At 74.3% G+C, this 23,368-nt stretch carries 24 protein-coding genes; 17 read left to right on the plus strand and 7 right to left on the minus strand.

Translation table 11 applies throughout. The features are described from left to right. Window positions 1-107 precede the first annotated feature (107 nt). The 3 genes from ACFY9E_RS14095 to ACFY9E_RS14105 all read left to right on the plus strand — a co-directional run bounded on the left by ACFY9E_RS14095 (window position 108) and on the right by ACFY9E_RS14105 (window position 3,152). On the plus strand, window positions 108-1,313 hold the full coding sequence (locus tag ACFY9E_RS14095; protein ID WP_390982847.1) for a SpoIIE family protein phosphatase: 1,206 nt from the start codon (window positions 108-110) through the stop codon (window positions 1,311-1,313). A gap of 65 nt (window positions 1,314-1,378) precedes the next feature. Beyond that, a complete protein-coding gene (locus ACFY9E_RS14100; protein ID WP_390982849.1) occupies window positions 1,379-2,440 on the plus strand; it encodes a hypothetical protein in 1,062 nt (353 codons plus the stop codon). Window positions 2,441-2,582: 142 nt separating this feature from the next. Then, a complete protein-coding gene (locus tag ACFY9E_RS14105; protein WP_390982852.1) occupies window positions 2,583-3,152 on the plus strand; it encodes a hypothetical protein in 570 nt (189 codons plus the stop codon). Between the two features lie 736 nt (window positions 3,153-3,888). On the opposite strand, the gene ACFY9E_RS14110 is transcribed toward ACFY9E_RS14105, so the two are convergent. Further along, complete coding sequence (locus ACFY9E_RS14110; protein WP_390982854.1) at window positions 3,889-4,041, minus strand: hypothetical protein; 153 nt, start codon at window positions 4,039-4,041, stop codon at window positions 3,889-3,891. A gap of 127 nt (window positions 4,042-4,168) precedes the next feature. Here ACFY9E_RS14110 and ACFY9E_RS14115 point away from each other — a divergent pair, with 127 nt between their 5' ends. From ACFY9E_RS14115 to ACFY9E_RS14130, 4 genes are all read left to right on the plus strand, one after another. Next, on the plus strand, window positions 4,169-5,512 hold the full coding sequence (locus ACFY9E_RS14115) for a tetratricopeptide repeat protein (RefSeq protein WP_390982857.1): 1,344 nt from the start codon (window positions 4,169-4,171) through the stop codon (window positions 5,510-5,512). 87 nt (window positions 5,513-5,599) lie between these two features. Beyond that, window positions 5,600-6,589 carry a permease gene (locus ACFY9E_RS14120; protein WP_390982859.1) on the plus strand — a complete coding sequence of 330 codons (990 nt, stop codon included), beginning with the start codon at window positions 5,600-5,602 and terminating at the stop codon, window positions 6,587-6,589. Then, entirely contained in the window at window positions 6,586-7,338 is a 753-nt protein-coding gene (locus tag ACFY9E_RS14125) for a TIGR03943 family putative permease subunit (RefSeq protein WP_390983691.1), read from the plus strand. The genes ACFY9E_RS14120 and ACFY9E_RS14125 overlap by 4 nt, the downstream gene beginning before the upstream one ends. Window positions 7,339-7,674: 336 nt before the next feature. Beyond that, entirely contained in the window at window positions 7,675-8,466 is a 792-nt protein-coding gene (locus ACFY9E_RS14130) for a GAF domain-containing protein (RefSeq protein WP_390982861.1), read from the plus strand. 10 nt (window positions 8,467-8,476) lie between these two features. On the opposite strand, the gene ACFY9E_RS14135 is transcribed toward ACFY9E_RS14130, so the two are convergent. Then, entirely contained in the window at window positions 8,477-9,274 is a 798-nt protein-coding gene (locus ACFY9E_RS14135; protein ID WP_390982863.1) for a hypothetical protein, read from the minus strand. Between the two features lie 349 nt (window positions 9,275-9,623). On the opposite strand from ACFY9E_RS14135, the gene thrS reads away from it, so the two are divergent. Further along, window positions 9,624-10,844, plus strand: coding sequence for a threonine--tRNA ligase (thrS, locus tag ACFY9E_RS14140; protein ID WP_390982866.1), 1,221 nt, complete (start codon window positions 9,624-9,626; stop codon window positions 10,842-10,844). 17 nt (window positions 10,845-10,861) lie between these two features. Here thrS and ACFY9E_RS14145 read toward each other — a convergent pair whose 3' ends face one another. Further along, window positions 10,862-11,407: a pyridoxamine 5'-phosphate oxidase family protein gene (locus tag ACFY9E_RS14145; protein WP_390982868.1), complete on the minus strand. Its 546-nt coding sequence runs from the start codon at window positions 11,405-11,407 to the stop codon at window positions 10,862-10,864. Window positions 11,408-11,596: 189 nt separating this feature from the next. Here ACFY9E_RS14145 and ACFY9E_RS14150 point away from each other — a divergent pair, with 189 nt between their 5' ends. Together ACFY9E_RS14150 and ACFY9E_RS14155 are read left to right on the plus strand one after the other, a co-directional pair. Beyond that, a complete protein-coding gene (locus ACFY9E_RS14150; RefSeq protein ID WP_390982870.1) occupies window positions 11,597-11,842 on the plus strand; it encodes a YceI family protein in 246 nt (81 codons plus the stop codon). A gap of 87 nt (window positions 11,843-11,929) precedes the next feature. Further along, complete coding sequence (locus ACFY9E_RS14155) at window positions 11,930-12,904, plus strand: nucleoside hydrolase (RefSeq protein WP_390982873.1); 975 nt, start codon at window positions 11,930-11,932, stop codon at window positions 12,902-12,904. 81 nt (window positions 12,905-12,985) lie between these two features. On the opposite strand, the gene ACFY9E_RS14160 is transcribed toward ACFY9E_RS14155, so the two are convergent. After that, complete coding sequence (locus tag ACFY9E_RS14160; protein WP_390982875.1) at window positions 12,986-13,921, minus strand: LAETG motif-containing sortase-dependent surface protein; 936 nt, start codon at window positions 13,919-13,921, stop codon at window positions 12,986-12,988. A 295-nt stretch (window positions 13,922-14,216) separates the two neighbouring features. Between ACFY9E_RS14160 and ACFY9E_RS14165 the strand changes: the two genes are divergently transcribed. Further along, complete coding sequence (locus ACFY9E_RS14165) at window positions 14,217-15,899, plus strand: alpha-amylase family glycosyl hydrolase (protein ID WP_390982878.1); 1,683 nt, start codon at window positions 14,217-14,219, stop codon at window positions 15,897-15,899. Window positions 15,900-16,098: 199 nt separating this feature from the next. Next, window positions 16,099-16,827 (plus strand): carboxypeptidase regulatory-like domain-containing protein, encoded by a 729-nt coding sequence (locus ACFY9E_RS14170; protein ID WP_390982880.1) that lies wholly within the window; start codon window positions 16,099-16,101, stop codon window positions 16,825-16,827. Here the strand turns inward: ACFY9E_RS14170 and ACFY9E_RS14175 are convergent. Together ACFY9E_RS14175 and ACFY9E_RS14180 are read right to left on the minus strand one after the other, a co-directional pair. Beyond that, entirely contained in the window at window positions 16,821-17,309 is a 489-nt protein-coding gene (locus ACFY9E_RS14175) for a hypothetical protein (protein ID WP_390982882.1), read from the minus strand. The genes ACFY9E_RS14170 and ACFY9E_RS14175 overlap by 7 nt on opposite strands. 44 nt (window positions 17,310-17,353) lie before the next feature. Continuing rightward, window positions 17,354-17,728 (minus strand): DUF6479 family protein, encoded by a 375-nt coding sequence (locus ACFY9E_RS14180; protein ID WP_390982884.1) that lies wholly within the window; start codon window positions 17,726-17,728, stop codon window positions 17,354-17,356. Window positions 17,729-18,090: 362 nt separating this feature from the next. Here ACFY9E_RS14180 and ACFY9E_RS14185 point away from each other — a divergent pair, with 362 nt between their 5' ends. Then, entirely contained in the window at window positions 18,091-18,504 is a 414-nt protein-coding gene (locus tag ACFY9E_RS14185) for a DUF5994 family protein (RefSeq protein WP_390982887.1), read from the plus strand. Between the two features lie 2 nt (window positions 18,505-18,506). Here the strand turns inward: ACFY9E_RS14185 and ACFY9E_RS14190 are convergent, their stop codons facing one another. After that, window positions 18,507-18,869 (minus strand): DUF1304 family protein, encoded by a 363-nt coding sequence (locus ACFY9E_RS14190; protein ID WP_390982890.1) that lies wholly within the window; start codon window positions 18,867-18,869, stop codon window positions 18,507-18,509. A 337-nt stretch (window positions 18,870-19,206) separates the two neighbouring features. Here ACFY9E_RS14190 and ACFY9E_RS14195 point away from each other — a divergent pair, with 337 nt between their 5' ends. From ACFY9E_RS14195 to ACFY9E_RS14210, 4 genes are all read left to right on the plus strand, one after another. Continuing rightward, on the plus strand, window positions 19,207-21,123 hold the full coding sequence (locus tag ACFY9E_RS14195) for a hypothetical protein (protein ID WP_390982892.1): 1,917 nt from the start codon (window positions 19,207-19,209) through the stop codon (window positions 21,121-21,123). Window positions 21,124-21,275: 152 nt separating this feature from the next. Next, window positions 21,276-21,827: a TerB family tellurite resistance protein gene (locus ACFY9E_RS14200; protein WP_390982895.1), complete on the plus strand. Its 552-nt coding sequence runs from the start codon at window positions 21,276-21,278 to the stop codon at window positions 21,825-21,827. 205 nt (window positions 21,828-22,032) lie between these two features. Then, window positions 22,033-23,007, plus strand: a complete 975-nt coding sequence (gene bla / locus ACFY9E_RS14205; protein WP_390982897.1) for a class A beta-lactamase — start codon at window positions 22,033-22,035, stop codon at window positions 23,005-23,007. Then, complete coding sequence (locus ACFY9E_RS14210; protein WP_390982900.1) at window positions 23,004-23,366, plus strand: DUF952 domain-containing protein; 363 nt, start codon at window positions 23,004-23,006, stop codon at window positions 23,364-23,366. Before bla ends, ACFY9E_RS14210 begins: the two co-directional genes overlap by 4 nt. Window positions 23,367-23,368: the final 2 nt, after the last annotated feature.

A 23,368-nucleotide genomic window follows, 5' to 3' on the forward strand; every position in this document is an offset into this window, starting at 1 on the left:
CTGTCCCTGCCCCTGGATCCAGGGCACACCGGCCGGGACACCCTGGCAAGTCGGCGCAGCGCACGGAACGGGATGCGGCCGGTCCCGCCGCGTGTTTCGCTGGGGCCGTGAGCCGCCACCGCAGGGGGCACGGCCCGCTCGTCCGGTACGCCCGGGCCGGGGGCCGGACGGCCGTGCGGCGGCAGGAGCTGCTGCGGGTGCGGGGCCGCAGCGTGGCCTGGGTGCCGCCGCTGCTGCTCCTCGTCGCCATCGCGGTGGCCGACTACCACACCATCGGCGAGTTCCGGATGATCTCCTGGATCGTGCTGGTACCGGGTATCGCCGCCGCGCTCTGCGGAGTGTGGGGCACGGCCCTGTTCGCGGTCCTCTCCCTGGTGACGTACGTCGTCGCCGACAGCGCCTGGCCGCACGAATACCGGGCCGGCCGCGCCGACTTCGTCCTCGTCGCCCTCGGCGGCATCCTCGCCGTCCTGGCCTGCGTGATCCGTGTGCGCGACGAGCACCGCGCCCTGCACATGGGCGACGTCACCGACACCATCCGGCGCACGGTACTGCGCCCGCTGCCCCCCGGCTGGGGCGGCCTCGACCATGCCGGTGTCTACCTCACCGCCGACGCCCACGCCCGTGTCGGCGGCGACTTCTACGACATCCAGCCCGGCCCGCACGGCACCCGCGTCCTGGTCGGCGACGTGCAGGGCAAGGGCCTGGGCGCGGTGGAGGCGGCGGCCGCGCTGCTCGGCACGTTCCGCGAGGCCGCGTACCACGAGGCGGACCTGGCGACGGTCGCCGAGCGGCTGGAGACACGGATGACCCGGCACCGCGAGCACACCGTCGCCCTGGGCCGCTCGGACGGCGACCGGTTCGCCACGGCCGTCCTGCTCGCCTTCCCCGACGACGACCAGGAGGCGGTGGACGTCCTGCTGTTCGGGCACGAACCGCCGCTCGCCGTCGGGCGGGGCGAGGTGCGCACCCTGTCGGCCGGAGCGGGGCTGCCGCTCGGCTTCCGGGGCCTCGCGCCCGGGCCCGCGGAGATCCGGCGGTGGCGGATCAGCGGTGACGAGACGCTGCTGCTGGTGACGGACGGGGTGACGGAGACCCGGGACGGCACCGGGGCGTTCTACCCGCTCGCCGACGAACTGGCCCGGGCGGTCGCCGAGGACCCGGGCACCGCCGAACCGGCCCGCCTGGCGGCCTTCGTCAGGGACGGCACGCTGCGGCACGGCGGCGGGCACCTCGCCGACGACACCACGGTGTTCGCCGTCCGCAGGAGAGCCCGGTGCGAAGCCCCCGAAGGCGGACGTTTGCGGTCCTGAGACCCACCTTTGCAGCCGCAGCCGTTACGGTGCTGACGTACGTGATCGACACAGGGGGTGGGGCGATGCCCGGAACCGTGCTGCTGCTGGCGGCCTCGCCGGTGGGCAAGGGGCGCCTGGTGGACGCCGCCTCCGTGCTCCCCGTACTCGCCGCCGTGGCACCCGCCGTGCTGTCCGGCACCGACACCGCGAACGTCGTCGAACTCGCCGACCCGCTGGAGCCGCAGGCCGTCCTCACCCGGCTGCGCGCCGCCGCCGCGGCCCCCGGCCCCCTCACCGTGTACGTCACCGGCCAGCTCCAGCTCGACCGCCGGCAGCGCCTGCCCCACCTCGCGCTGGCCCGCACCACCGCCTCCACCACCCGCTACACGGCCTTCCCCTGGCACTGGTTCCGGGAGGAACTGCGGCTCAGACCGGCCGGCGCCACGACCCTGCTGCTCGACCTGCACGCCGACGCCGAGACCTGGCAGTCGCTGCGCGGCACCCCGCTGGACTCGGGCCGCGGCAACGCCGTTCACGGTCGCATCGCCCCACCGCCGTCCCGGCGCACGGTCGCGCAACCGGCGTACATGAAGGCTGTCGCGACGATCCTGCGCAGCGGGTTCCGGCCGCCGGTCGAGCAACTGCACCAGCAGGCGCTGACCCGGATCGCGCCCGAGAGCGCGGGCACGGACCTGGTGCTGAACACACCGGGTCCGACGGGCGGGGATCCGCACGCCGCCATCACCGCCGCGGTCCAGTCCGGCCGGCACGCCGACGCGGACGCGCTCGCCGCCCGGCACGAGCAGCTCGCCGTCACCGCGCACGGGCCCGCCTCCGAAGAGGCCCTGCACTGGGCCGAAGTCCGCGCCGATCTGGCGATGTTCGCCGGGGACGCCGCCCGCAGCTGCCGCACCTGGCTGATGATCGCCGGCGCCCGCCTGAACGCCGGCCAGGCGCCGGACGCCCCCGCCGTCGAGGCTGCCGTGGACCGGGCGCACCACCAGTGGAGCCAGGTCCGCGACACCATCCCCGCCCGTGAACTGGGCGCCGCGCTCGCCGCGTTGCGCGGCAGGGTGCCCGGGCGGCGCGAAGGGGCGCTGGACCATGTGCAGCGGCAGCTGAGGCAGTTGCAGATCCAGGGCTGAGCCGGGTGTGGCTGCCCGCCCTGAGCGAGGCGGTGCAGCACCCTCCGCGCGCAGTTGTACGGCGCCGTCACACAAACCCTCATCAAGAGAAGTCCTGGCGAGGTGTTGAGGAAGGTTTTACCGGTTGAATTTCCTCCCGGTGATGTTCACAGTTTCTCCATTGCGGACGCCCGTCCTCGTGGGTAGCCTCAATTTCGCACTGACCATGCAATTCATGAAAACGGGGATGGACTTCGTGAGCATACGAAGCAAGGGAATTTCTTCCGTAATCGCCTTCGCCATGACCGGCGCGCTGTGCGGTGTCGGAGCGCAGGCCGCTCAGGCGGCTCCGGCACAGCCGGAAGTGCGCGCGGGAGCGGACGAGATCTGCGCGGTCCTGGGGATCGGCAGTGGCGCGGCAGGCCTCACCAAGGCACTGGCCAAGGGCGCCTCATGGGTGGGGATCGGCGCGAGCATCGGGTGCTACGCGTACACGAAGGCGAAGGAGGCCACGCCTGCGGAAAGGCGGGCCGCCATGATCGCGTCGTACAAGAAGTACCAGGCCATGAGTGACATCAAGAAGCTCGATGCGCTCGGCTACTACTGCCGGAAGAAGGAGAGCGGCGGCGGTGGTGGAACGGACGTCGCGCCCACCGACGTGTCGGTGAAGGTGGGGTACCGCGACATCAGGATGAAGGGCGTGACGTACAAGTGCACGGCTACCGGGGACTGACCGGCCGGCGCGGGCCGGGCTATGGAGAACGCCTGCTGTTCTCCGTGGCGCTGGCCGCGGTGAGTCTGCTGTGGATCACTCACGACATGGCCACGTGGGCGACAGCGGCATGCGCCGTGGGTGCGGTCGGTGGCGCAGCTGGAATTCTCTATTTCGGGTGGCGCTATATTCGCTCACGCGGTAATTCCCGCTGACCGAATTCCTTGAGCGCGTCACACGCGAATCAGGCGGCCGAACCGGGCCGGTGGGGCAGCGGATCGCACCCCCGCCGGTCTGTGATGGCGTCGACGATCAGCACGCCGCGTCCGTCCTCGGCGCCTTCTTCCACAGCTGTGGACAGCGGTGCCCGCGGGCAGGTGCCCGTGACCTCCACGCACAGTTCCCGCCCACCCGGTCCCCGGGGCGCGAGGACGGAGCGGCACATCGGTCCCCGCAGGGCCCGGGCGTGGCCAGGTGCATCCGGCCGGTTCTCCTCGGGCGGACGGAGGCACGTCCGTGTCGGTGCGGGTCCGGGCAATGAGCCGGAATTGCCTTGGACCGGCGGAACGTTGGGCGTCCGTTCGATGGTGTCAGGGCCGAGAGGTACGCCCGGTGGGACGAGGCGAGAAGCCGGTTGACCGCGCCACCATGTGACAAAGGGGCTCGCGTGCGGAACACCGGCGCCTTCCCCGCTGAAGGGCGACCCGGCGACCGGACCCCTGGTCGCCGGAGCCTGTCCGCCCGAAGCGTCCGGCGCTCAGCGGGAGCCGGCGACGGCCCGCGGGCCGTGGTGCGGGGCCTCGGCTCGCGCCGGGCCCGCGTTCGCCGCGAGCAGCAGGGTCGCCACGGCGACGAGGGCGGCGGTGAAGCCTCGGGCGTACCGCTCGGCGGTGCGTGTGCGTTCGAGCACGGCGACCTCGCAACTGGGGCGGCGACTACGGGGCAGCGTGTTAAGCGTGTTCGACAATGCGGCTTAACACTCCGTTTAACCTAGGGGCAGTTCAGGTCGAACGGCAAGAGGCGCAGGGGGAGTTGGCGTGGGGGAGCGTGACGATCCAGGGACCATCGGTCGCCGGGTGCAGCGGTTGCGTGTGGAACGCGGACTGACCCAGCGGCAGTTGGCGGAACCCGTGTACACACCGGCCTACATCTCCACCCTGGAGTCGGGCCGGGTGCGGCCCTCCGACGACGCCCTGCGGCATCTCGCGGAACGGCTCGGCGTCGCCTTCGACGAGCTCGCCGGCGGACGCTCGGCCCGGCTCGTCACCGGGCTGCGGCTGCGGCTGACCGAGGCGCAGCGCACCCTCGCGATCGGCGAGGCCGAGGCGGCGGCCGAACAGTACGCCGAGCTGCTCGTCGAGGCCGGGACGCACAACCTGGCCGCCGAGCAGTCCGCCGCCCTGCTCGGGCTCGGCGAGTGCGCTCTGGAGACGGGCGAGCTCGTGGCCGGCCGGCAGTACTTCGAGCGGGCCGAGGAGCGGCTGGCCGACGCGCCGCTGCCCGCCCGGGTCCCGGCCCTGCGCGGCCGGGCCGTGGCGCACTACCTCGCCGGTGAGCTCCGGTACGCCGTCTACCTGCTGGAGACCACGCTCGACGAACTCAACCGCGGCGGACTGCACGACCCCGACGCCCTGCTGCTGCTCTACGCCAGCGCCATCGGCCCCTACATGGACATGGGCGCGCACGCCCGGGCCGCGCAGGCCGCCGAGTTCGCCCTGGCGCTGGCCCCGCAGTCCGGCGACCCCGCCCTGGTCGCCCGCATGCACCGGTCCGTCGCCCGCACCCTGGTCGCCGAGGGCCGCCTCGCCGAGGCCGACGCCTCCCTGGCCAAGGCCGCCGAGCTGTACCGGGGCCTGCGGATCCGCACCGAACTCGCCAACTGCCACTGGATGCGCGGCTACGTCTACGCCCAGGACGGACAGCTGGAGCGGGCGGAGGCCGAACTGCGGGAGGCCCTCGGCATGCTGTCGGCCAAGCGCGCCGCCTTGTACAGCAGCCAGGTCACCGTCGAGCTGGCCGACGTGCTGCACAAGCGCGGCAGGTCCGACGAGGCGGCGGCCCTGCTGCACGACGTCCTCGGTCACCTGTCCCCCGAGCGCGGCGCCGTCCACTCCGCCGCCGCGCACCGGCTGCTCGGCATCATCGCCGAGGACGCCCGCCGCACGGAGGACGCCGAGGAGCACTACGTCCGCGCCCTGAGCCTGCTGGAACGGGCCGGCGCCGCCGGTGACCTGGCCGACCTGTGCCGGCTGCTGGGCGACCTGCTGCGGCGGACCGGCCGGGTGGAGGCGGCCCTGGACGCCTACCGGACGGGCCTCGGGCACCGTACGGCCCCCGGCACCACCACCCTCGGCCCCGCGCCCGCACAGCCGCCTCTGTGAGGAAACCGGGCCCTCGCACAGCCGTGCGGGTTAGCCTCCTTGCGGGAAGTGAACGACCGGGGCGGGTGCGTGGAGAACCGACGAACGATGGCCGACGGCATACGGCTGGGCCTGCGGGCCCTGGTGTACGCCGTGCTCGGCGGTGCCGCGCTGCTCGCCGTCGCGACGGTGGCGTCGGTGCTCGGGCCGATGCTGGCGCTCGACCTCTACACCCCGCCCGTCGCGGCCTGGTGGACGGTGTTCACCGCGATCACGGTCCAGGGCGTGCCGTTCCTGCTGCTGGGCACGGTCGTGTCGGCGGCGATCGGGGCGTTCGTGCCCGAGCGGGTGTTCCAGCGGCTGCTGCCCCGCCGAACGGTGCTCGCCGTGCCCGTCGCCGGGGCCGCCGGGGTCGTGCTGCCCGGCTGCGAGTGCGCGTCCGTGCCGGTGGCGGGGAGCCTGATGCGGCGGGGTGTCGCGCCCGCCGCCGCGCTGGCCTTCCTGCTGTCGGCGCCCGCGATCAACCCCGTCGTCCTCGTGGCGACGTCGATCGCCTTCCCGGGGCAGCCGGAGATGGTCCTCGGCCGGCTTCTCGCCTCGCTCGGCACGGCCGTGGTGATGGGCTGGCTGTGGGCGCGCTTCGGGCGGGAGGAGTGGCTGCGGCTGCCGAAGCGGAGCGGTGCGCGGGCGCCGGCCGGCGGGCCGCGCGCCTTCGTCCTCGGACTTCAGCACGACTTCCTGCACGCGGGCGGGTTCCTCGTCCTCGGGGCGGCGGCAGCGGCGACGTTCGACATCGTCGTGCCGCGGTCGCTGCTGGAGGTGTTCACCGGGTCGGCCTGGCTGTCGGTGCTGCTGCTCGCGCTGCTCGCGGTCGTGCTGTGCGTGTGCAGTGAGGCCGACGCGTTCGTGGCGGCGTCGCTGAGCGGCTTCTCCCCGACGGCGAGACTGGCCTTCATGGTGGTCGGGCCGATGGTCGACCTGAAGCTGATCGCGTTGCAGACGGGCACGTTCGGCAGGGCCTTCGCGGTGCGGTTCTCGGCGGCGACATGGGTGGTCGCCGTGGTGAGCAGCGTCCTGGTGGGGTGGTGGCTGCTGTGAGGCGCTACGGACCGGCCGTACTGCTCGCGCTCGTGGGCGCGGCGATCCTGCGGGTGTCGCTCCTCAGCGAGCTGTACCTCCGGTACGTGCAGGCGGGACTGCGGCCGTACCTGGTGATCTCCGGGGTGACGCTGGTGCTGCTGGCGGTGGCGGTGGCGCTGGTGACACGCGCGGCGGAGGGCGACGAGGGCGACGAGGCCGACGAGGGCGCACCGGAGCCCGAGCCGCACGCTCACGATCACGGCCATGGCCCCGCCGGCCCCCGGGTCGCCTGGTTTCTCACCCTGCCCGCCCTCGCCCTCCTGCTGTTCCCGCCGCCCGCCCTCGGCTCCTACAGCGCGGAGCGCGAGGCGGACCGGCGTGCCGCCCAGGGCGTCGGCACCTTCCCGTCCCTGCCGGCGGGCGACCCGGTCGATCTCGCCCTCGGAGAGTTCGGCTCCCGGGCGGTCTACGACAGCGGCCGCTCCCTGCAAGGCCGTACGGTCCGGCTCACCGGCTTCGTCACCCGCGACGCCGACGGCACCTGGTACGTCACCCGCCTCCTCGTCTCCTGCTGCGCCGCCGACGCCACGACCGCGAAGGCCGAGGTGCGCGGCGCGCAGGCCCCACCGGTCGACACATGGGTGACGGTCACCGGCACGTGGCACCCCGAGGGGGCGCTGGGCTCGGACGCCGCCTGGCCGCCGGTCGTCGACGTCACCTCCGTACGGCGGGTGGCGCAGCCGGACAGCCCCTACGAGAGGCGCTGAGCCGATCCGCCACGGCCACGGCCCCGCACAGGGGTTTTGCCCCCCTGCCCTCGGGTAGTCGGGGGCACGACTCCGGGAGGGCTCGGAGTGATCCGGGCGGGTGTCGGGCGCGATGCCCGGCGGGCATCGGGCGAGGTCGTGGGCGCTGATGCACGCCGGGCGCGGGCGCACGGTGCGCGCAGGCGGGTCGGCTTGCGCCCGGCCACGCACCGGCGAACCGCGCGGCCGGTCACCCGACGGCCTGCTCGCTAGGTCAGGTCCCGGCGGCCTGCCCGGCCCGCGGTCAGCCCCGGAAACGAACGGCGATGGTGGAAGCCGCGGTGATCGAAGGAGGCGGTGGCCGTGCGGCCCAGGGACGACCCGCGAGGCGCCCACGGCGGCGACCCGGGCCCCGGCCGTAGCGAGGGAGGCGGCCCGGACCTGGACGGAGTCCGGGCCGCCGACGTGATCGCCAGAGGGGTGCGGGGCGCCGAACCGGGAGAGGTGCCGGGGCGGCTGTGCGAGGTCGCGGTGGAACTGCTGCCGGTGATCGGGGCGAGCGTGTCGCTGCGCAGCCAGGGCATGCCCGTGCAGCTGAGCGCGAGCAGCGCGCAGGCCGCGCACCTGGCGCAGATCCAGGCCACGCTGGGCGACGGCCCCTGCCAGAGCGCGCTGGAGGAGGGCGCGCCCGTGCTCGCCTGCGACCTGACCACGGGCCGTGACGCGGGACGCTGGCCGGTCTTCGCCCAGCAGGCGACGGAGGCCGGGGTACGGGCGGTGTACGCGGTGCCACTGGGCAGCGGCGCGGTGTGCGTGGGCACCCTCGACCTGTACCGCGACCGCCCGGGCGGACTCACCGACCGCCAGCTGCACGTGGCCCGGATCGTGGCCGGTGTCATGACCGTGGCCCTGATGGCACTGCCGCACGGGGACGAGCCCGGGACGCAGGACGGCGAGGACTGGCTGAGCGGGCTGGCCGCGGACCACGACGAGGTCTACCAGGCCGTCGGCATGATCATGGCCCAGCTCGGGGTGGGCGCGGACGACGCGCTCGCGCGGCTGCGGGCGGACGCCTTCGCACGGGGGCGCACGGCCCTGGACGTGGCACGGGACGTGACCGCCCACCGCACGCGTTTCGACCGGTACTGAACCCGGGGCGTCAGATCTGCGCCCTGGCCTGCTTCGTCATCTCGGCCAGGCGCTGCGCCCCGAGCTGCGCGGCCTGCTGCGTGACCTCCGCGTACACCTCGCCGAGGCCTCCGTTGGTGAGGGTGATCGCCTCCTCGCCGACGCGGACGGCGGCGATGTCCATCGTGAGGTACGTCAGCTCCCCCTCCTCCGACTCGCCGGCCAGTGTGACCCGCAGGGCCTGCCGGGCCTCCCCCACCGGTGGCAGCGGCAGGGCGTGGACCTCGACGTTCTGGATGCCGCCGCGGGTGGTCGCGGCCGTGAACTGGCCGCACCTGCCGGGCAGCGACTTCATCCAGCCCAGCGCGCGGTCCACGTCCGCCGGGCGATGGGCGGCGACCTGGTAGCGCAGCTGGGCGTCGGTGTCCCCGTCGTCGAGCGCGGAGGTCGCCCGCGGTCCCTTCGGGGCGCCGAAGGGCTCCTCCGTGTAGAGGACGTCGAGCAGCCGCTGACAGTCCCGCTCCTCCGTGGTCGCCTTCAGCAGCCCGTCCCGCCAGGTCCGCGCGCCCCGGGTCGGCCCCCACGGCTCCCCCAGATCGGTCTCGGTGACGAGCACCGCCCGGGCCTGCGCCTCGGTGAGGGCGGCCCCGGAACCGGCGGGCTGCTCGACGGCGGGTGACGCGGCGGAGGCCGACGCGGAGGCCGACGCGGAGGCGGAGAACCACCGGGGCCGCGGCTCGTCCCCGACGGAGCAGCCGGCCGTGGCCAGCAGGGCGGTCACGGACAGCGCGGAGGCGAGGAGGGCACGGGTGGCCGGAGGATGCGTCATCGGGGTGCCTCCTGCGTGGGGGCATGGAGGCGCCGCCGGGCGGGGCGGGCTCCACGATCGGGTACGTGCTCTTACGGCACCACCGCGACCGCCCGCCCACCAGCGATACGGTCCGTCCGGGTGAGCGGCCCCGGGACGCCCGCGGCCGCCCGTCCGAAAACCCGTCGCCCCGCCCCGGGCCCCCTTGTTACGGTCATGCCCATGCAGCGCGTCCAGCCGTTCCCGTCCGCCACGACGACGCCGGAGAATGTCCCGGCGCGCTGACAGCTGACCCAGATGTCCGAAGCCCCGGGGCGAGTGCCCCGGGGCTTCGCCGTGTGGTGCTCGCCTCCGACCCAGAGGAGCCACCATGCACGACCACCGCCGGCTCGGCCGTGAACTGGACCTGTTCGACACCGATCCGCTGATGGGCGCGGGGCTGCCGTACTGGCTGCCCGACGGCGCGATCGTGCGGCACACCCTGGAGGAGTACATCCGTGACGCGGAACGGCGGGCCGGCTACCGGCACGTGTACTCACCCGCCCTCGGCAAACGCGAGCTGTACGAGATCTCCGGGCACTGGGACCACTACGGCGACGACATGTTCCCGCCGATGGACGTGGGCGCCGAGCAGGTCCTGCTGCGCCCCAGTCTCTGTCCCCACCACGCCCTGATCTACCGTTCCCGCGCCCACAGTTACCGCGAACTACCCCTTCGCATGGCCGAGTTGGGTGGTATGTACCGCTCGGAGCTGTCCGGCGTGCTCGGCGGTCTGACCCGGGTGCGGGCCATCACCCTCAACGACGCGCACATCTTCTGCACCCTGGACCAGGCCGTGGAGGAGGCCCGTGCCGCGCTGGAGCTGATCGGCCGCGCCTACGCGGACCTCGGCATCCGCGCGGCCCGGTACCGGCTGTCCCTGCCCGGCGAGGGCGGCAAGTACGTGGCCGATCCGGAGCTGTGGGGGCGCGCCACCGCCCTGCTGAGGGAGGTTCTGGACGGCTCCGGCATCCCGTACGAGGCGGCCGAGGGCGAGGCGGCCTTCTACGGCCCCAAGATCGACGTGCAGATCACCGACCCGGCCGGCCGGGAGGCCACCCTCTCCACCGTCCAGATCGACTTCCACCAGCCCGAACGGTTCGACCTGCACTACATCGGCCCCGACGGGGCGAAACACCGCCCGGTCATGGTGCACCGCAGCATCATCGGCAGCGTGGAGCGCGCGGTCGCCCACCTCCTCGAGGAGCACGGTGGCGCCTTCCCGCCGTGGCTGGCCCCGGTGCAGCTGGCCGTCCTGCCGGTGGGGGACGAGCAGGACGACGCCGCCCACGCCCTGGCGGGGCGCGCGCGGGAGCTCGGCCTGCGCGCCGAGGTCAGCGGCCCCGAGCAGGGCACCCTCGCCGCCCGGATCCGCGCCGGCCGGCTGGTCCCCTACCAGGCGGTGATCGGCGGGCGGGAGGCCGCCGCCGGTCTCGCGGCACCCCGCCTGCGCGACGGCACCCGGCCGGACGCCCTGCCCGGCGCCGAACTGCTGCGCCGGATCGGCGACCGCGTGGCGGCCCGGGGCACCGCGCTGTGGGACCCGTCGTAGGGCGGGTCCACCAGGGTTCAGAACGTCCAGCGCGTGTGGCTGTAGACCCCGTTGTCCCGGCCGAAGCCGTACGCGCTGTCCGGGGACACCGCGAACACCACCGCCTCGCCGCTGCGGAACGCGTCCCCGATCCCGTGGAAGGTGCCCTCGGGGGAGGTGATGTGCGGCCCGTACTTCGTCTCGTACGCCGTGATCACCTCCTCCAGCAGCGCACGGTCGGCGACCGGCTCCGCCGTGCCCTCGACCACGACGTCGAACCCCTCGGTGAGCGCGTTCGCCCCGGTGGTCAGGGCGCAGTGGGCGTCGTGTGCGAGGTTCTTCGCCTTCTGCTCCCGGCGGCCGGTGGAGAAGTACAGCGCTCCCTCGTGCCAGGCGGCGATGCAGGGCGTGACGTGCAGCCGGCCGTCGGGCCGCACCGTGGACACCCAGAAGATCTCGGCGGCCTCCAGCCGGCGTTGCGCCTCGGCCCATTCGGTGGCCGTGACCTGCGAGGCACCCGGGCGGGGGTTGAGCGCGGAGCTGTAGCGGGCGTCGAGCTCGGTCGTGGGTCGTTGTGCGGGCATGGCGGGACTCCTTCCGTCTCCTCCCGGTAACGACCGGCCGCCGGGGCCGAAATCATCGCCGCGTCCGTTCGTGGGTCCGGCGGCGCCGGTCAGTGCGCCGTCCACGGCCGGAGCGCGACGGGCATCTGCGACGGCGCCGACTTCCTCGACGCGGACGCCCACCCGGCCCTCACCTTCACCTCGACCCGCGTGGAGCAGGCCGGTGGGACCCGCTTCCAGGTCACCGGCGACCTGACCGTGCGCGGCGTGAGGGGGCAGGTCACCGTGGACTTCGAACCGACCGGCGCCGGCCACGACCCGCAGGGCGCCTTCCTGGCCGCCTTCACGGGCCGCACGGTGATCGACCGGGGGGCCTGGGGCGTCGGCGGGGCCCGCGGCATGGTCGGCCGGAAGGTGGCGCTGGACTTCGACGTCACGGCGATACGGCGGTCCTGACGCCACGCGCCCGCGGCGGGCCGTCCCGCGGGCCGTAGGGTCGCTGTCACGGAGCTTCCCCGCGGACCACTGGAAGGAGTCCCCGCCGTGACGGACGGTCAGCGCATCCCGGTGATCATCGACTGCGACACCGGCGTCGACGACGCCCTCGCCCTGCTGTTCGCCGTCCGGCACCCGGCGCTCGACGTGCGGGCGATCACCTGCGTGGCCGGGAACACGGACGTGGACGGCGTCGTCCGCAACACCCTGACGGTGCTGGAACAGGCGGGCGCCCCCGAGATCCCCGTGGCCCGGGGCGCCGAGCGGCCGCTGATCGAGGCCCCCCGGTCCGCGCGGCACGTGCACGGACACGACGGCATGGGCGACCTGGGCCTGCCCGAGCCGACGCGGGGGCCCGCCGACGTCGACGCGGTGACGCTGCTGCGCCGCGAGATCCTCGCCTCCCCGCGCCCGGTCACGCTCATCCCCACGGCACCGCTCACGAACATCGCGCTGCTCCTGCGTACGCATCCGGAGGTGGTCCGCAACATCGAGCGGATCGTCTTCATGGGCGGCGCGGCGGCCGTCGGGAACGCCACGCCCGTCGCGGAGTTCAACGTCTGGCACGACCCGGAGGCGGCCGCGATCCTGCTCACCGCCGGGGTGCCGATCACGATGTACGGGCTGGACGTGTTCACGCGGGTCGTGGTCCCGGCGGCACAGGTGCGCAGGCTGCGCGCGAGCGGCGAGCCGGGGGCGCGGCTGGCCGGGGAGCTGCTCGCCCACCGCCCCGCCCACCCGGACAGCCGTCCCGACGACCCCTCCGAGACGGCCGGCGGTCTCGGTGACGCGGGTGCGGTGTGCGCGGTCGCCGACCCGGAGGGCCTGACGACCCACCGCCTCCCGGTGGACGTCTCCCTCGCGCCCGGACCGACACGCGGCATGACGATCGTGGACCGCCGCGCCCGGCCCGGCGAGTCGGAACTGCACGAGGGCACGCGCGAACAGCCGCTGGTCGACGTGGCGCTGGACGTGGACGTGGAGCGCTACGTGAAGCTGTACCTGGCGACGGTCGAGGTGTGATCGCCGCCGGGACATGAGAGCGCCCGGTGCGCTGTCGCCGCCGGACGACAGCGCACCGGGCGCTCTTCAGGCTCGGACGTCCTACGCGCCGCGCTTGGCCGCACGGCGGCGGGTCACGACGACGAGGGCCGCGCCGCCCGCCAGCAGGGCCGCCGCGCCGAAGGCGATCGGGCCGGTGCTGCTGTTGGCGCCGGTCTCGGCGAGGTCACCGCCGCCACCGTTCGGCTTGGGAGCGGTGGGCGTCGACTCGGAGGCGCTCGGGGTGGGCGTGTCCGTGTCGGAGGACGGCGGCGTCGAGGGCTCGGCCGGCTCGGACGGGGACGCCGGAGGGGTCGTCTCCTCGGCCGGCTCGGAGGGGGACGCGGGCGGCGTGGAGGCCGGGGGCTCCTCCTCCGCCGGCGGCGGGGTCGTGCAGTCCTTCGTGCCGCCGTTCCAGGCCGCGATCAGCTTGTCCTTGATGACCGGGCGGTCCGGGCCCTTGGGCAGCTCGCCGTGCTCGAAGCCGTCCTTCGCGTCGAGCTCGCCGTCGAACTTCACGGCGCCCCGGTAGAGGTCGATCTGCCCGAAGCAGCCCTTGTCCGGGATGGCGATGTCGAGCGAGTCGGTGGCGCCCGGCTTGACCGTCACCGTGTCGAAGTCGACGAACACCTGCTCGCCGGAGGTCGCGAACGTCGCGCCGTGCGCGAGGTAGGACGCGAGGGAGGCCGTGCAGGTGACCGCGTCACCGGCGGTGCGGACCTTGATGTGGACCTTGCCGTCGTCGGTCGGCTTCAGGTTCTGGTCGTCGACCTTGACCGAGTCGTAGAAGTTCGTGCCGTCGAGCGAGAACTGGCAGCGGTCGGTCCCGGTCTCCGTGCCCGCGCCGGTACCGGGCTGGTAGCTGCCGCCGGACGACCAGCCGTCGCCGCCGGGCGTACCGGTGGCGAACGCGGTGGTGGCGGAGGCGGCGCAGAGGGCGAGGGCCGCGGCGCCCGTCCCCAGCAGGCGGCGCGCGGTGACACGTCTCGCTATGGACATGCGTATCCCATTTCTTGGCGTGTGCAGAACCCGGGTGGCGGCATGCGGGCAGCGCGCGGCGCACGGCTGCCGGGCCGCACCGGGGGGTGAGTGGTCTGAGAAACACTGGGCTCATAGGTCACATGCGCCTCAGTGAGCCCCCATCGTGGCGGCGTCGCAGCACGCTGTCAACCTGCGCTGATGCAAAGGAAGTTGCTCTGCCATCACACTTTCATCACAGCAGGAATGGATCACTCCGATCAACGCGATGGTTCCTTTTTCCGGCATTCTGGACAGATTCAATGCTGTCGCCCGTATGCCCTTCGAAGGAGACCGCGTGACCGATCGCTCCACCCTCGACCTGTCCTCCCGGGATCCGGACTGGTGGCGCCAGGCCGTCGTCTACCAGATCTACCCGCGCAGCTTCGCCGACGCCGACGGCGACGGACTCGGTGACCTGCGCGGCATCACCCGCCGCCTCACCCACCTCGCCGCCCTGGGCGTGGACGCCCTGTGGCTGAGCCCCTTCTACCCCTCCGAGCTCGCCGACGGCGGCTACGACGTCGCCGACCCCCGGGGCGTCGACCCGCGCCTGGGCACCCTCGACGACTTCGACGCCCTGGTCGGCGAGGCCCACCGCCTCGGACTGAAGGTCATCGTCGACATCGTGCCCAACCACTCCTCGCACCGGCACGCGTGGTTCGAGGAGGCCCTGTCCGCGGGTCCCGGCTCGGCGGCCCGCGACCGCTACGTCTTCCGCGACGGCCGCGGCGAGCACGGCGAACTCCCGCCCACCGACTGGCAGTCCGTCTTCGGCGGCAGCGCGTGGAAGCGGGTGCCCGACGGCCAGTGGTACCTGCACCTGTTCGCCCCCGAACAGCCCGACCTCAACTGGGAGAACCAGGAGGTCCGCGCCGACTACCGCACCACCCTGCGCTTCTGGTCCGACCGCGGGGTCGACGGCTTCCGGGTGGACGTCGCCCACGCCCTCGTCAAGGACCTGAGCGAACCGCTGCGCGACCTCGGCCGGCCCGAGCTGAGCCGCGAGGAGGCACTCACCGCGCTGCCGCCCGGCACCCACCCCTTCTACGACCGCGACGACGTGCACGAGATCTACCGCGACTGGCGCAAGATCCTCGACGCCTACCGCCCGCCTCGCATGGCCGTCGCCGAGGCGTGGGTGCCCGGCGCCCGGCGCGCCCTGTACGCCCGCCCGGACGAGCTGGGCCAGGCCTTCAACTTCGAGTACCTGGAGGCCGGCTGGGACGCGGACGAGCTCAGGCAGGTCATCACCGACTCGCTCGCCACCGCCCGGGCCGCGGGCGCCTCGGCCACCTGGGTGCTGTCCAACCACGACGTGATCCGGCACGCCTCCCGTCTGATGCTGCCGCCGGACACCGACCTCAACGCCTGGCTGCTGTCCGGCGGCCACGCCCCGGCCGTCGACCCGGCGGCCGGGCTGCGCCGGGCCCGGGCGGCCACCCTGCTGATGCTGGCGCTGCCCGGCTCGGCCTACGTCTACCAGGGCGAGGAACTCGGCCTGCCCGAGGTCCCCGACCTGCCCACCGAAGTGCTCCAGGACCCGATCTGGGAGCAGACGGGCCACGTCCGCAAGGGCCGCGACGGCTGCCGGGTGCCCCTGCCGTGGACGACGGCCGGACCCTCGTACGGCTTCGGGCCCGGCGGTGCCTGGCTGCCGCAGCCGCCCGGCTTCGCCGCCTACGCCGTCGAGGCGCAGGACGGAGTCGAGGGCTCCACCCTAGAGCTGTACCGCACCGCCCTGCGGCTGCGCCGCAAACTCCTCGACGGCGAGGAGCTGACCTGGGCGGCGGACGCCCCGGACGGCGTGCTCCGGTTCGACCGCTGCGAGGGCTGGCGCTGCGTCACGAACCTGTCCGACGCGCCGGTCGGGCTGCCGGCCGGTGAGGTCCTGCTGACCAGCGCGCCCCTGGAGGACGGCCGGCTCGGCCCGGACACGACGGCGTGGCTCGGACGCTGAGCGCTCCGCGGGCGGCCCTGTGGAGGTCGTCCATCGTGTGCGGCGCCGTCGTGGCTGGTCGCGCGGTTCCCCGCGCCCCTTCGGGGCGCGGGGCCCACTCGCGTGGCCCCGCGGGGCGTGCCACCAGCGGGGACCGTCGTGAGAATCGTCGGCGGAGTGTCTTCGACAGCCCGGACACGGACAGGGAGCCCCGCCCGCGATGAACTGGTACAGCAGGACAGCAGCCGTGGCGGGGGCCCTCGCGGTGGGGGTGCTCGCGCTTCCCGGTGCGCCGGCGCTGGCCCGGGACGGCGGGCTGTGGGGTGCCGCGACCATCGCACCCGGCCGGGAGGGCGTCGTCGAGATCGCGGGCGTCCCGGAGGCCGCTGAGGGCGCGACGCTGACGCTCACCGCACCCCGGGGCACCCGGGTGATCCGCACGCCGCTCGACGCCTCCGGCCACCGCGGCTCGGTCGCCGCCGACGGGCGCAGCGCGACCTACACCGTCACCGGCGACGCGGCCGGACCGGACCGGGTGTTCCCCTTCGTGCTGGCCGTGCCCGGGGACGCCGTCCCGGGCACCCGGCTGCGCGACTGTGCCCTGCGCGTCACCGACGCCCGGGGCGTTGCGCGGGCCGTGGGTCGGTGTGCCGTGACCGTGGGCCTGGCCGGGCCGACGCTGACCCGCCCGCTGTCCGGTGTACCGCTGGCCACCCGGCCGGAGATCTCCGGCACGGCCCACCCGGGCGCCCAGGTCACCGTCCGCGACAAGGACGATCAGGAGGCCTGCGCGACCACCGCCGCCGCCGACGGCACCTGGTCCTGCGTCCCGGGCCCCGGCCTCCCGGCGGGCGCCAACCGGCTCCAGGCGGTCGCCACCCTGAACGGGGTGAGCGCGATGAGCGACCAGATCGACATCTCCGTGACGGAGCCCGGCTCCGGTCAGTAGCGCAGCGCCCGGGCCACCTCCGCCCGGACCTCCCCGGGCAGGTCGCGGGTGCCGCGGGCGGTGGCCGTGGCGGAGTGGCCGGTCTGCACGTGGTCCACCGTGACGATGACCGTGTCGACCAGCCGTCCCCCGGCGTCCCGGAAGTCGACCTGGACGGCGAAGGACCGGGACGCGTCGTCGGTGTTGCGGACGGTGACCTCCGTGCGGGCCCGGCCGTCGGACCCGGTGACGAGTGGGCCGGTCCTCACGTCGTCCTTGACGTCGGTGCCGCCCCGGATGGCGTCGAGCCGCTGTCCGGCCTCGGCCGTGGCGGACCCGACCGCCTCGGAGGCCTCCGAGGCGATGGACCCCACTGCGGACTCCGCCTTCCGCGCGGTGTCCGCCGGGCTCTCGTCACCGCTGCAGCCCGCGAGCACGGCGGACAGGGCCGGCGCCAGGGCCGCCCCTCCCGTCGCCCGGCGCGTCCGGTGGCGGGCAGCCATGTCGCCTCCCTGGGAGACCGCCGGCCCTCGGCGGCCCCACGGCCTCAGGTGCGTCCGAGTCCGCCGCCGCCGAAGGATCCGCTGGATCCGGGCGACCAGCGGCGCGGATTCTGGTCCTTGCCGGTCTTGGTGCTCGCACGATGCAACTCGTGCGGCATGATCCGCTGACCGTCGCGCGCCACGACCGGCACGTCGTCGGGCTCCCGCATCTCCCGCATCTCGCGGACCGGCCCGGAGTCCGGCATGTGCGGCTGCTCCTCCGGGGCGGGGTGATGGGTGTCCGTGTCCATGACCCGCATTCCGACCCGCACGGCCCAGATCAGCGCACAGGCCACGATCAGCCCGCCGACGAAGGCGAGGGTCACGGCGACCGCGTGATCTGACGAGGCCGCCAGTTCTGCATACGTTGCCGTATTCATGCCCCAAGTATCGCCGACGAAATGCGATAAAGCGCCCGGAATGCCCCACGGGAAGACCCCGGGTATCCTCGCCGCCACGCCCGGCGTGGCGTCCGGCAGGGCGCGGGCCGCCGACGACCGGAACCCGCCCGCACACCTCGCCCAGCCCCTGCACGAGAGGGGGAACGACGTCTCGTCACGGCGCGGACGGGCCCCGCTCCCGTGCCGCCCGCGGGGTACGGTGGAGGGACCGGGGGTATGCCGCAACCGGTGGCCGAACCGGTCTCGCCCTCGGCGCTCCACGCACTCCCAGGACCTCCCCACCGGGCCCGCGGCCTCGCCACCTCCTCGCCACGCACCCCATCCGCAGCAGGAGCCCCTCGATGACGTCCGCCTCTTCGCCCCCGCCGTCCGTCCCCGCGCCGTCCGAGGTCCGGCTACGGCTCGCGGACCAGCCGCGCCAGGGGCCCACCGCCCGCCGGATCGACGGGGCGTGGTGGCCCCGCTCCTACGACCTGGCCGCCGAACTGCCCGGGCTGCTCGGCGGACTTCCGGACGCCTGGGGCAGGATCAGCAGCGTCCTGGTCAACGGGGACACCTGGCCGGCCTGCCCGGAGCGGCTGGACGTCGCGGGGCAGGCGGTGCACGTCGGCCGCACGGACTCGCCGACCGCCCCGCACACCGTCTGTCTGCTCGCCCCCGGCCGCGGCCGCTGGGACCTGCTGGTGGTACCGCCCGCCACGGAGGAGGCGGAGGCCGTCCGGCTCATGGAACAAGCCGTCGCGCAGGGCGTCTGACGTCAGCGCGCGAGCAGCACCAGGGCCAGGGCGGCCAGCGCCGGGACGGTCTGGACGAAGAGGATCTTCCGGCTGGCGGTGGCGGCGCCGTAGAGCCCCGCGATCGCCACGCACACCAGGAAGAACACCGAGACTCGGAAGCCGACCGGGTCGGACGCCACCGCGCCCCACACCAGGCCGGCGGCGAGGAAGCCGTTGTAGAGGCCCTGGTTCGCCGCCAGGGCCTTCGTCGCGGTGGCGAACTCGGCGCTGGTGCCGAAGGCGGCCCGGGCCCGCGGCGTGGTCCACAGGAACATCTCCAGCACCAGGATGTACACGTGGAGCGCGGCGAGGGCCAGCACCGCGAGCGTGGCGACGGTCGACATGCGCTCATCATCACAGGCCCGCCCCGCCCGTCCCCGTTCGGGCCCTCCCGGGAGGCGGCGGGCCCCGCCGGGTGGCAGATTGCGGCCAGAGGAAGGCCGGGCCCGGCCGTCGCGTCCCCGCGTGTGCCGCTCGGGAGCCGGGCCCGGCCTTCCCGCCTGCGCGCACTCCGCCAGGCCACCCCCGTGTCCGGAATCAACCATTCTCGGTTGACCGGCAGCCTCAGGTTTGATCAGCTGTCCCACTAGTCATGTTCGATTCTGATCGAGCACTTCATGGCTCCCTGGGGGGGAGCTTGTGACCAGTGGGGGAGTCTCCTTGAAGCATCATGGTTCCGCTGTGCCGCGCCGCGCCGGATTCCGGCGCGGCGCCGCGGCGTTGACCTTCGTGGCGCTGGCCGCCGGTACCGCCCTGTCGGGCGCGACGGCCGCGACGGCCGCCGGCGGCGCGGCGCTCGCCGGGCAGGCCTGCACACCGACCGAGGGCTTCTCCGGTTGCCGGCTGTTCGACCCGGCGACGGCGAAGCAGGAGTTCAAGGTGCCGTCCGGGGTGACGGGCCTGGACGTACGGGCCTGGGGAGAGGGCGGCGCCGGCAACTCCATGGCGAACGGCGGTGCGGGCGGCTTCGTCGCCGGCACCCTGAAGGTCACCCCCGGAGAGGCGCTGAGCGTCGCCGTCGCGGGGCTGAACGCCGGTGACGCCCTCGGCGGCAAGGCCGGCAGCAGCGGCGCCGAGCGCGGCGGCAACAGCAGCGCGATCCGTACGAGCGGCGGCTCGGCGCTGGTCGTCGCCGGCGGCGGGGGCGGCGGGGGCGGCGACATGGCCCACGGCCAGGCGGGCGCCGCCGGTGGCGAGTCCGGCCAGGACGCCTCCGAGGCGGGCCGCGGCGGCAAGGGTGCCACGGGTGCGAAGGGCGGTGCGGGCACCGGCAACGGCGTCGCGGGCGCCGACCACGCCAAGGGCGGTGCCGGCGGGGCCGGCGGCGCGGGCCGGTACGGCGGTGGCGGCGGCGGTGCCGGCTACGCGGGCGGTGGCGGCGGCACGGGGGCCGAGACCGGCTCGTCCACCGGCAACGACCCCACCACCGGCAGCGGTGGCGGCGGCTCCAGCTACGCCGAGCCGGCCCGGGTGGACGACGCCCGGTTCGTCGTCGGCAACCGCTACACGGCGCCGGAGAAGACCGACCCGTTCTGGGCCCCCTCCGACAACCCGATCGACTCCGGTGTGGCCGAGGGCGGCGTCAACGCGCCCGGCGGCCCGGGCCGGATCGTCCTGCAGTGGCGGCAGTCGCCCCCGGTCGGCGAACTGATCCAGGTCTCCGGCACCGATGTGACGACCCAGCCGGGCGGCGGCGTCAAGCCGCTGGCCGTGGTGGCCCGGGACAAGGACGGCGAGCCGGTCGCGGACGCCTCGGTGACGTTCACGCTCGACGACCCGGACGGCCTGAAGCCGATCTTCCACATCGCCGACGGCCCGGACGACGACGAGACCGTCGTGGCGACCGACGCCCAGGGCCGCGCGCAGACCCCGTTCATCAACCTGAGCGGCCGCAAGGAAGGCCGGTTCACCGTCCGGGCGAAGACCCTGGGCGCGTCGACGGTCTTCACCGTGCGGGTCAAGGAGTCGCCGTACGTCGTGAGCGTGGGCGGCGGCGACGGGCAGAAGGCCGAGCAGGGGCAGGACTTCGCCGACGCGCTGCTCGCCCGGGTGGTCAAGTCGGGCAAGGACGCACCGGCCGGCACGGAGGTGGAGTTCCGCGTCGAGGACACCGGCGAGGACGCTCCCCGCTTCGAGGGCGAGGACCGGGTCGTCCGCGTCAGGACCGACGACTCGGGCAAGGCGACGGCCCCGGCCCTGACCGCGGGTGAGGGCACGGGCACGTACACCGTGGCCGCTTCGGTCGGTGACGCCATGACCCAGTTCGCGGTCGAGGTCGTCCCCGGTGACGGCTCGGAGGAGCCCGGCCCCGGCGACGAGTCCGGCTCCCCGTCCCCGTCCCCGAGCCCCACGACCGACCCGAGTCCCTCCGCGGAGCCCAGCCCGACGACCGGCGGCGCCACCTCCGGCACGACCGGCGGCGACGGCACCTCGACCACGGGCGGCACGTCCACGGACCTCGCCGGCGGCAGCCTCGCCTCCACCGGCGCGGGCGGCACGGGCCTCCTCCTCGCGGCGGCCGCGGCCTTGGCAGCGGTGGGCTTCGCGGCCTTCCGCCTCGCCCCGCGCCTGAAGCTCCGCTCCCGCGACGACGCCTGACGTTCTCCACCGCGACTGTCCGCACCCGGCTTCGGGGTGCGGGCAGTCGTCTTTCGTTTTGCGGAACCTTTGCCTGGGCGCCGGGCGTTGAGTGGGTGTGCGCGCGTGAGCTCGTGCGGTAGGTGATGCCGACTAGTACCGAGGTGACCTCAATGGCAGTGTGGGACCGGCTCAAGGACCAGGCCAAGGCTCTCCAGCAGGGGCAGGGCGGGCGGAGTGCGCCGGCCGGCGGGCACAGCGGTGGGACGAGGTCCGGTGGTGGCGGCAAGGCCCAGCTGGTCGGCCTGTTCAAGACGCAGCTCGGGTCGCTGAAGAACGAGCTGAAGAGCGGTGCGTACCGGGACGCGAGCATGGCGATGTGCGCCCTGGTCGCGGCGGCCGACGGGCAGGTGGACCCGGCCGAGCGCCAGCAGGTCGAGTCGATGATCCTCAGCAACGACGTGCTGCAGAACTTCCCGCCGGAGCAGCTCCGCCAGCGTTTCAACAAGCATGTGGACCAGCTGACCGCCAACTTCCTGCTCGGCAAGACCGAGGCGATGCAGGAGATCGCGAAGGCCGCCAAGAAGCCCACCGAGGCCAGGGCCGTGATCCAGACGGGCATGGTCATCGCCGGTGCCGACGGCCACTTCTCCCAGGCGGAGGCGACGGTCCTGCGCGAGGCCTGCGCGGCGCTGGGGGTGTCCCCGGCCGAGTTCCAGCTCTGACCGGTGGGACACGGGGCGGCAGCGACGGCCCGGTCGTCCACGGCGTGCCGGCCGGGCGGCTGCGACGGCTGGGTGTTCACGGCGTGCCGACCGGACGGCTGCGAAGGCCCCGGGAGGCTCCGAGCGACGGAAACCCGCAGGACCGCTCGCCGAGTGACGGGAGCACCCGGAGCTCCCTCGGCCACGCCGTGAAGGAGCCCGCCGCATGACCCCCGACCGGACCGCCCCCTCGCGCCGCGCTCTCCTGGCCGCCTCGGTCCTGCTCCCGCTCGCGGCCTGCGGTACGGACGACCGCCCCACCCGCGAGGCGAGGCGGCGAACCGCTACGCCCACCGGCACGGCGGCCGGCGGACCCCCGGTCCACCGGCCCCGGCTTGCGGACCTGGAGCGCGCGTACGGCGCCCGCGTCGGTGTCTACGCCCTCGCGACCGGCACCGGTGCCACCGTCGTCCACCGCGCCGGTGAGCGCTTCGCGTTCTGCTCGACGTTCAAGGCGCTCGCCGCGGCGGCGGTCCTGCACCACCGCTCCCCGGGCGGCCTGGACCGCCGCGTCACCTACACCGAGGCCGACCTGCGCTCCACCTCCCCGGTCACCGGCAAGCACGTCGCGACCGGGATGACGCTCCGTGAGCTCTGCGACGCCGCGGTCCGCCACAGCGACGGCACGGCGGGCAATCTGCTGATGCGCGACATCGGCGGCCCCGCCGGGCTCACCGCCTATCTGCGCCGGCTCGGCGACCCCACGAGCCGCATGGACCACTACGAGCCCGAGCTGCACGACGTACCGCCGGACGACCCGGCCGACACCACCACCCCGCAGGCGATCGCCACCGACTTCCGCACGCTCCTCCTGGGCGCCGCCCTGCCCGCCCGTGAACGCCGGCTCCTCATGGACTGGCTCTCGCGCAACGCCACCGTCGTCGGCGCCCGCCGCATCCGGGCCGGGCTCCCCGAGGGCTGGAAGGTGGCCGACAAGACCGGGACGGGCAACTACGGCCGGGCCAACGACATCGCGGTCGTCCACCCGCCGCGCACCGAGCCGCTCGTCCTGGCCGTCATGACCGACCGGCCGGGTGACGACACCGACCCCTCGGACGCCCTGATCGCCGAAGCGACCCGGCGGACCATCGCCGCCCTGAAGCTCCCGGGGCTCCCGTCGGCGTCTATAACGGGGCCATGATCTATCACGTCGTACCGCTCACCGTCTGGAACACCGCCCCCGGCCAGGCGTACGCGCCCGCCTCCCTCACCGAGGAGGGCTTCGTGCACTGCTCCCCGGACGAGGCGACCACCCTGGCCGTCGTCAACGCCTTCTACCGGGACGCGCCCCGGCCCCTGCTCGTGCTCGCCCTCGACGAGGCGCGGCTCACCGCCCGGGTGGAGTGGGAGGCGGCGGCCCCCGCCCCACCGCCCGGCGTCAGCGGCGACACCCTGTTCCCGCACGTGTTCGGCCCCCTCGACCGGGACGCCGTCGACCACGTCCTCGAAGTGCGGTGGGACGCAAAGGGCCGGGCCTCGGAGCTGCGTACGGCAGGATGATC

It is taken from the genome of Streptomyces sp. NPDC012466 (assembly GCF_042955215.1).
In the GTDB taxonomy this organism is placed as follows: Bacteria; Actinomycetota; Actinomycetes; order Streptomycetales; family Streptomycetaceae; genus Streptomyces.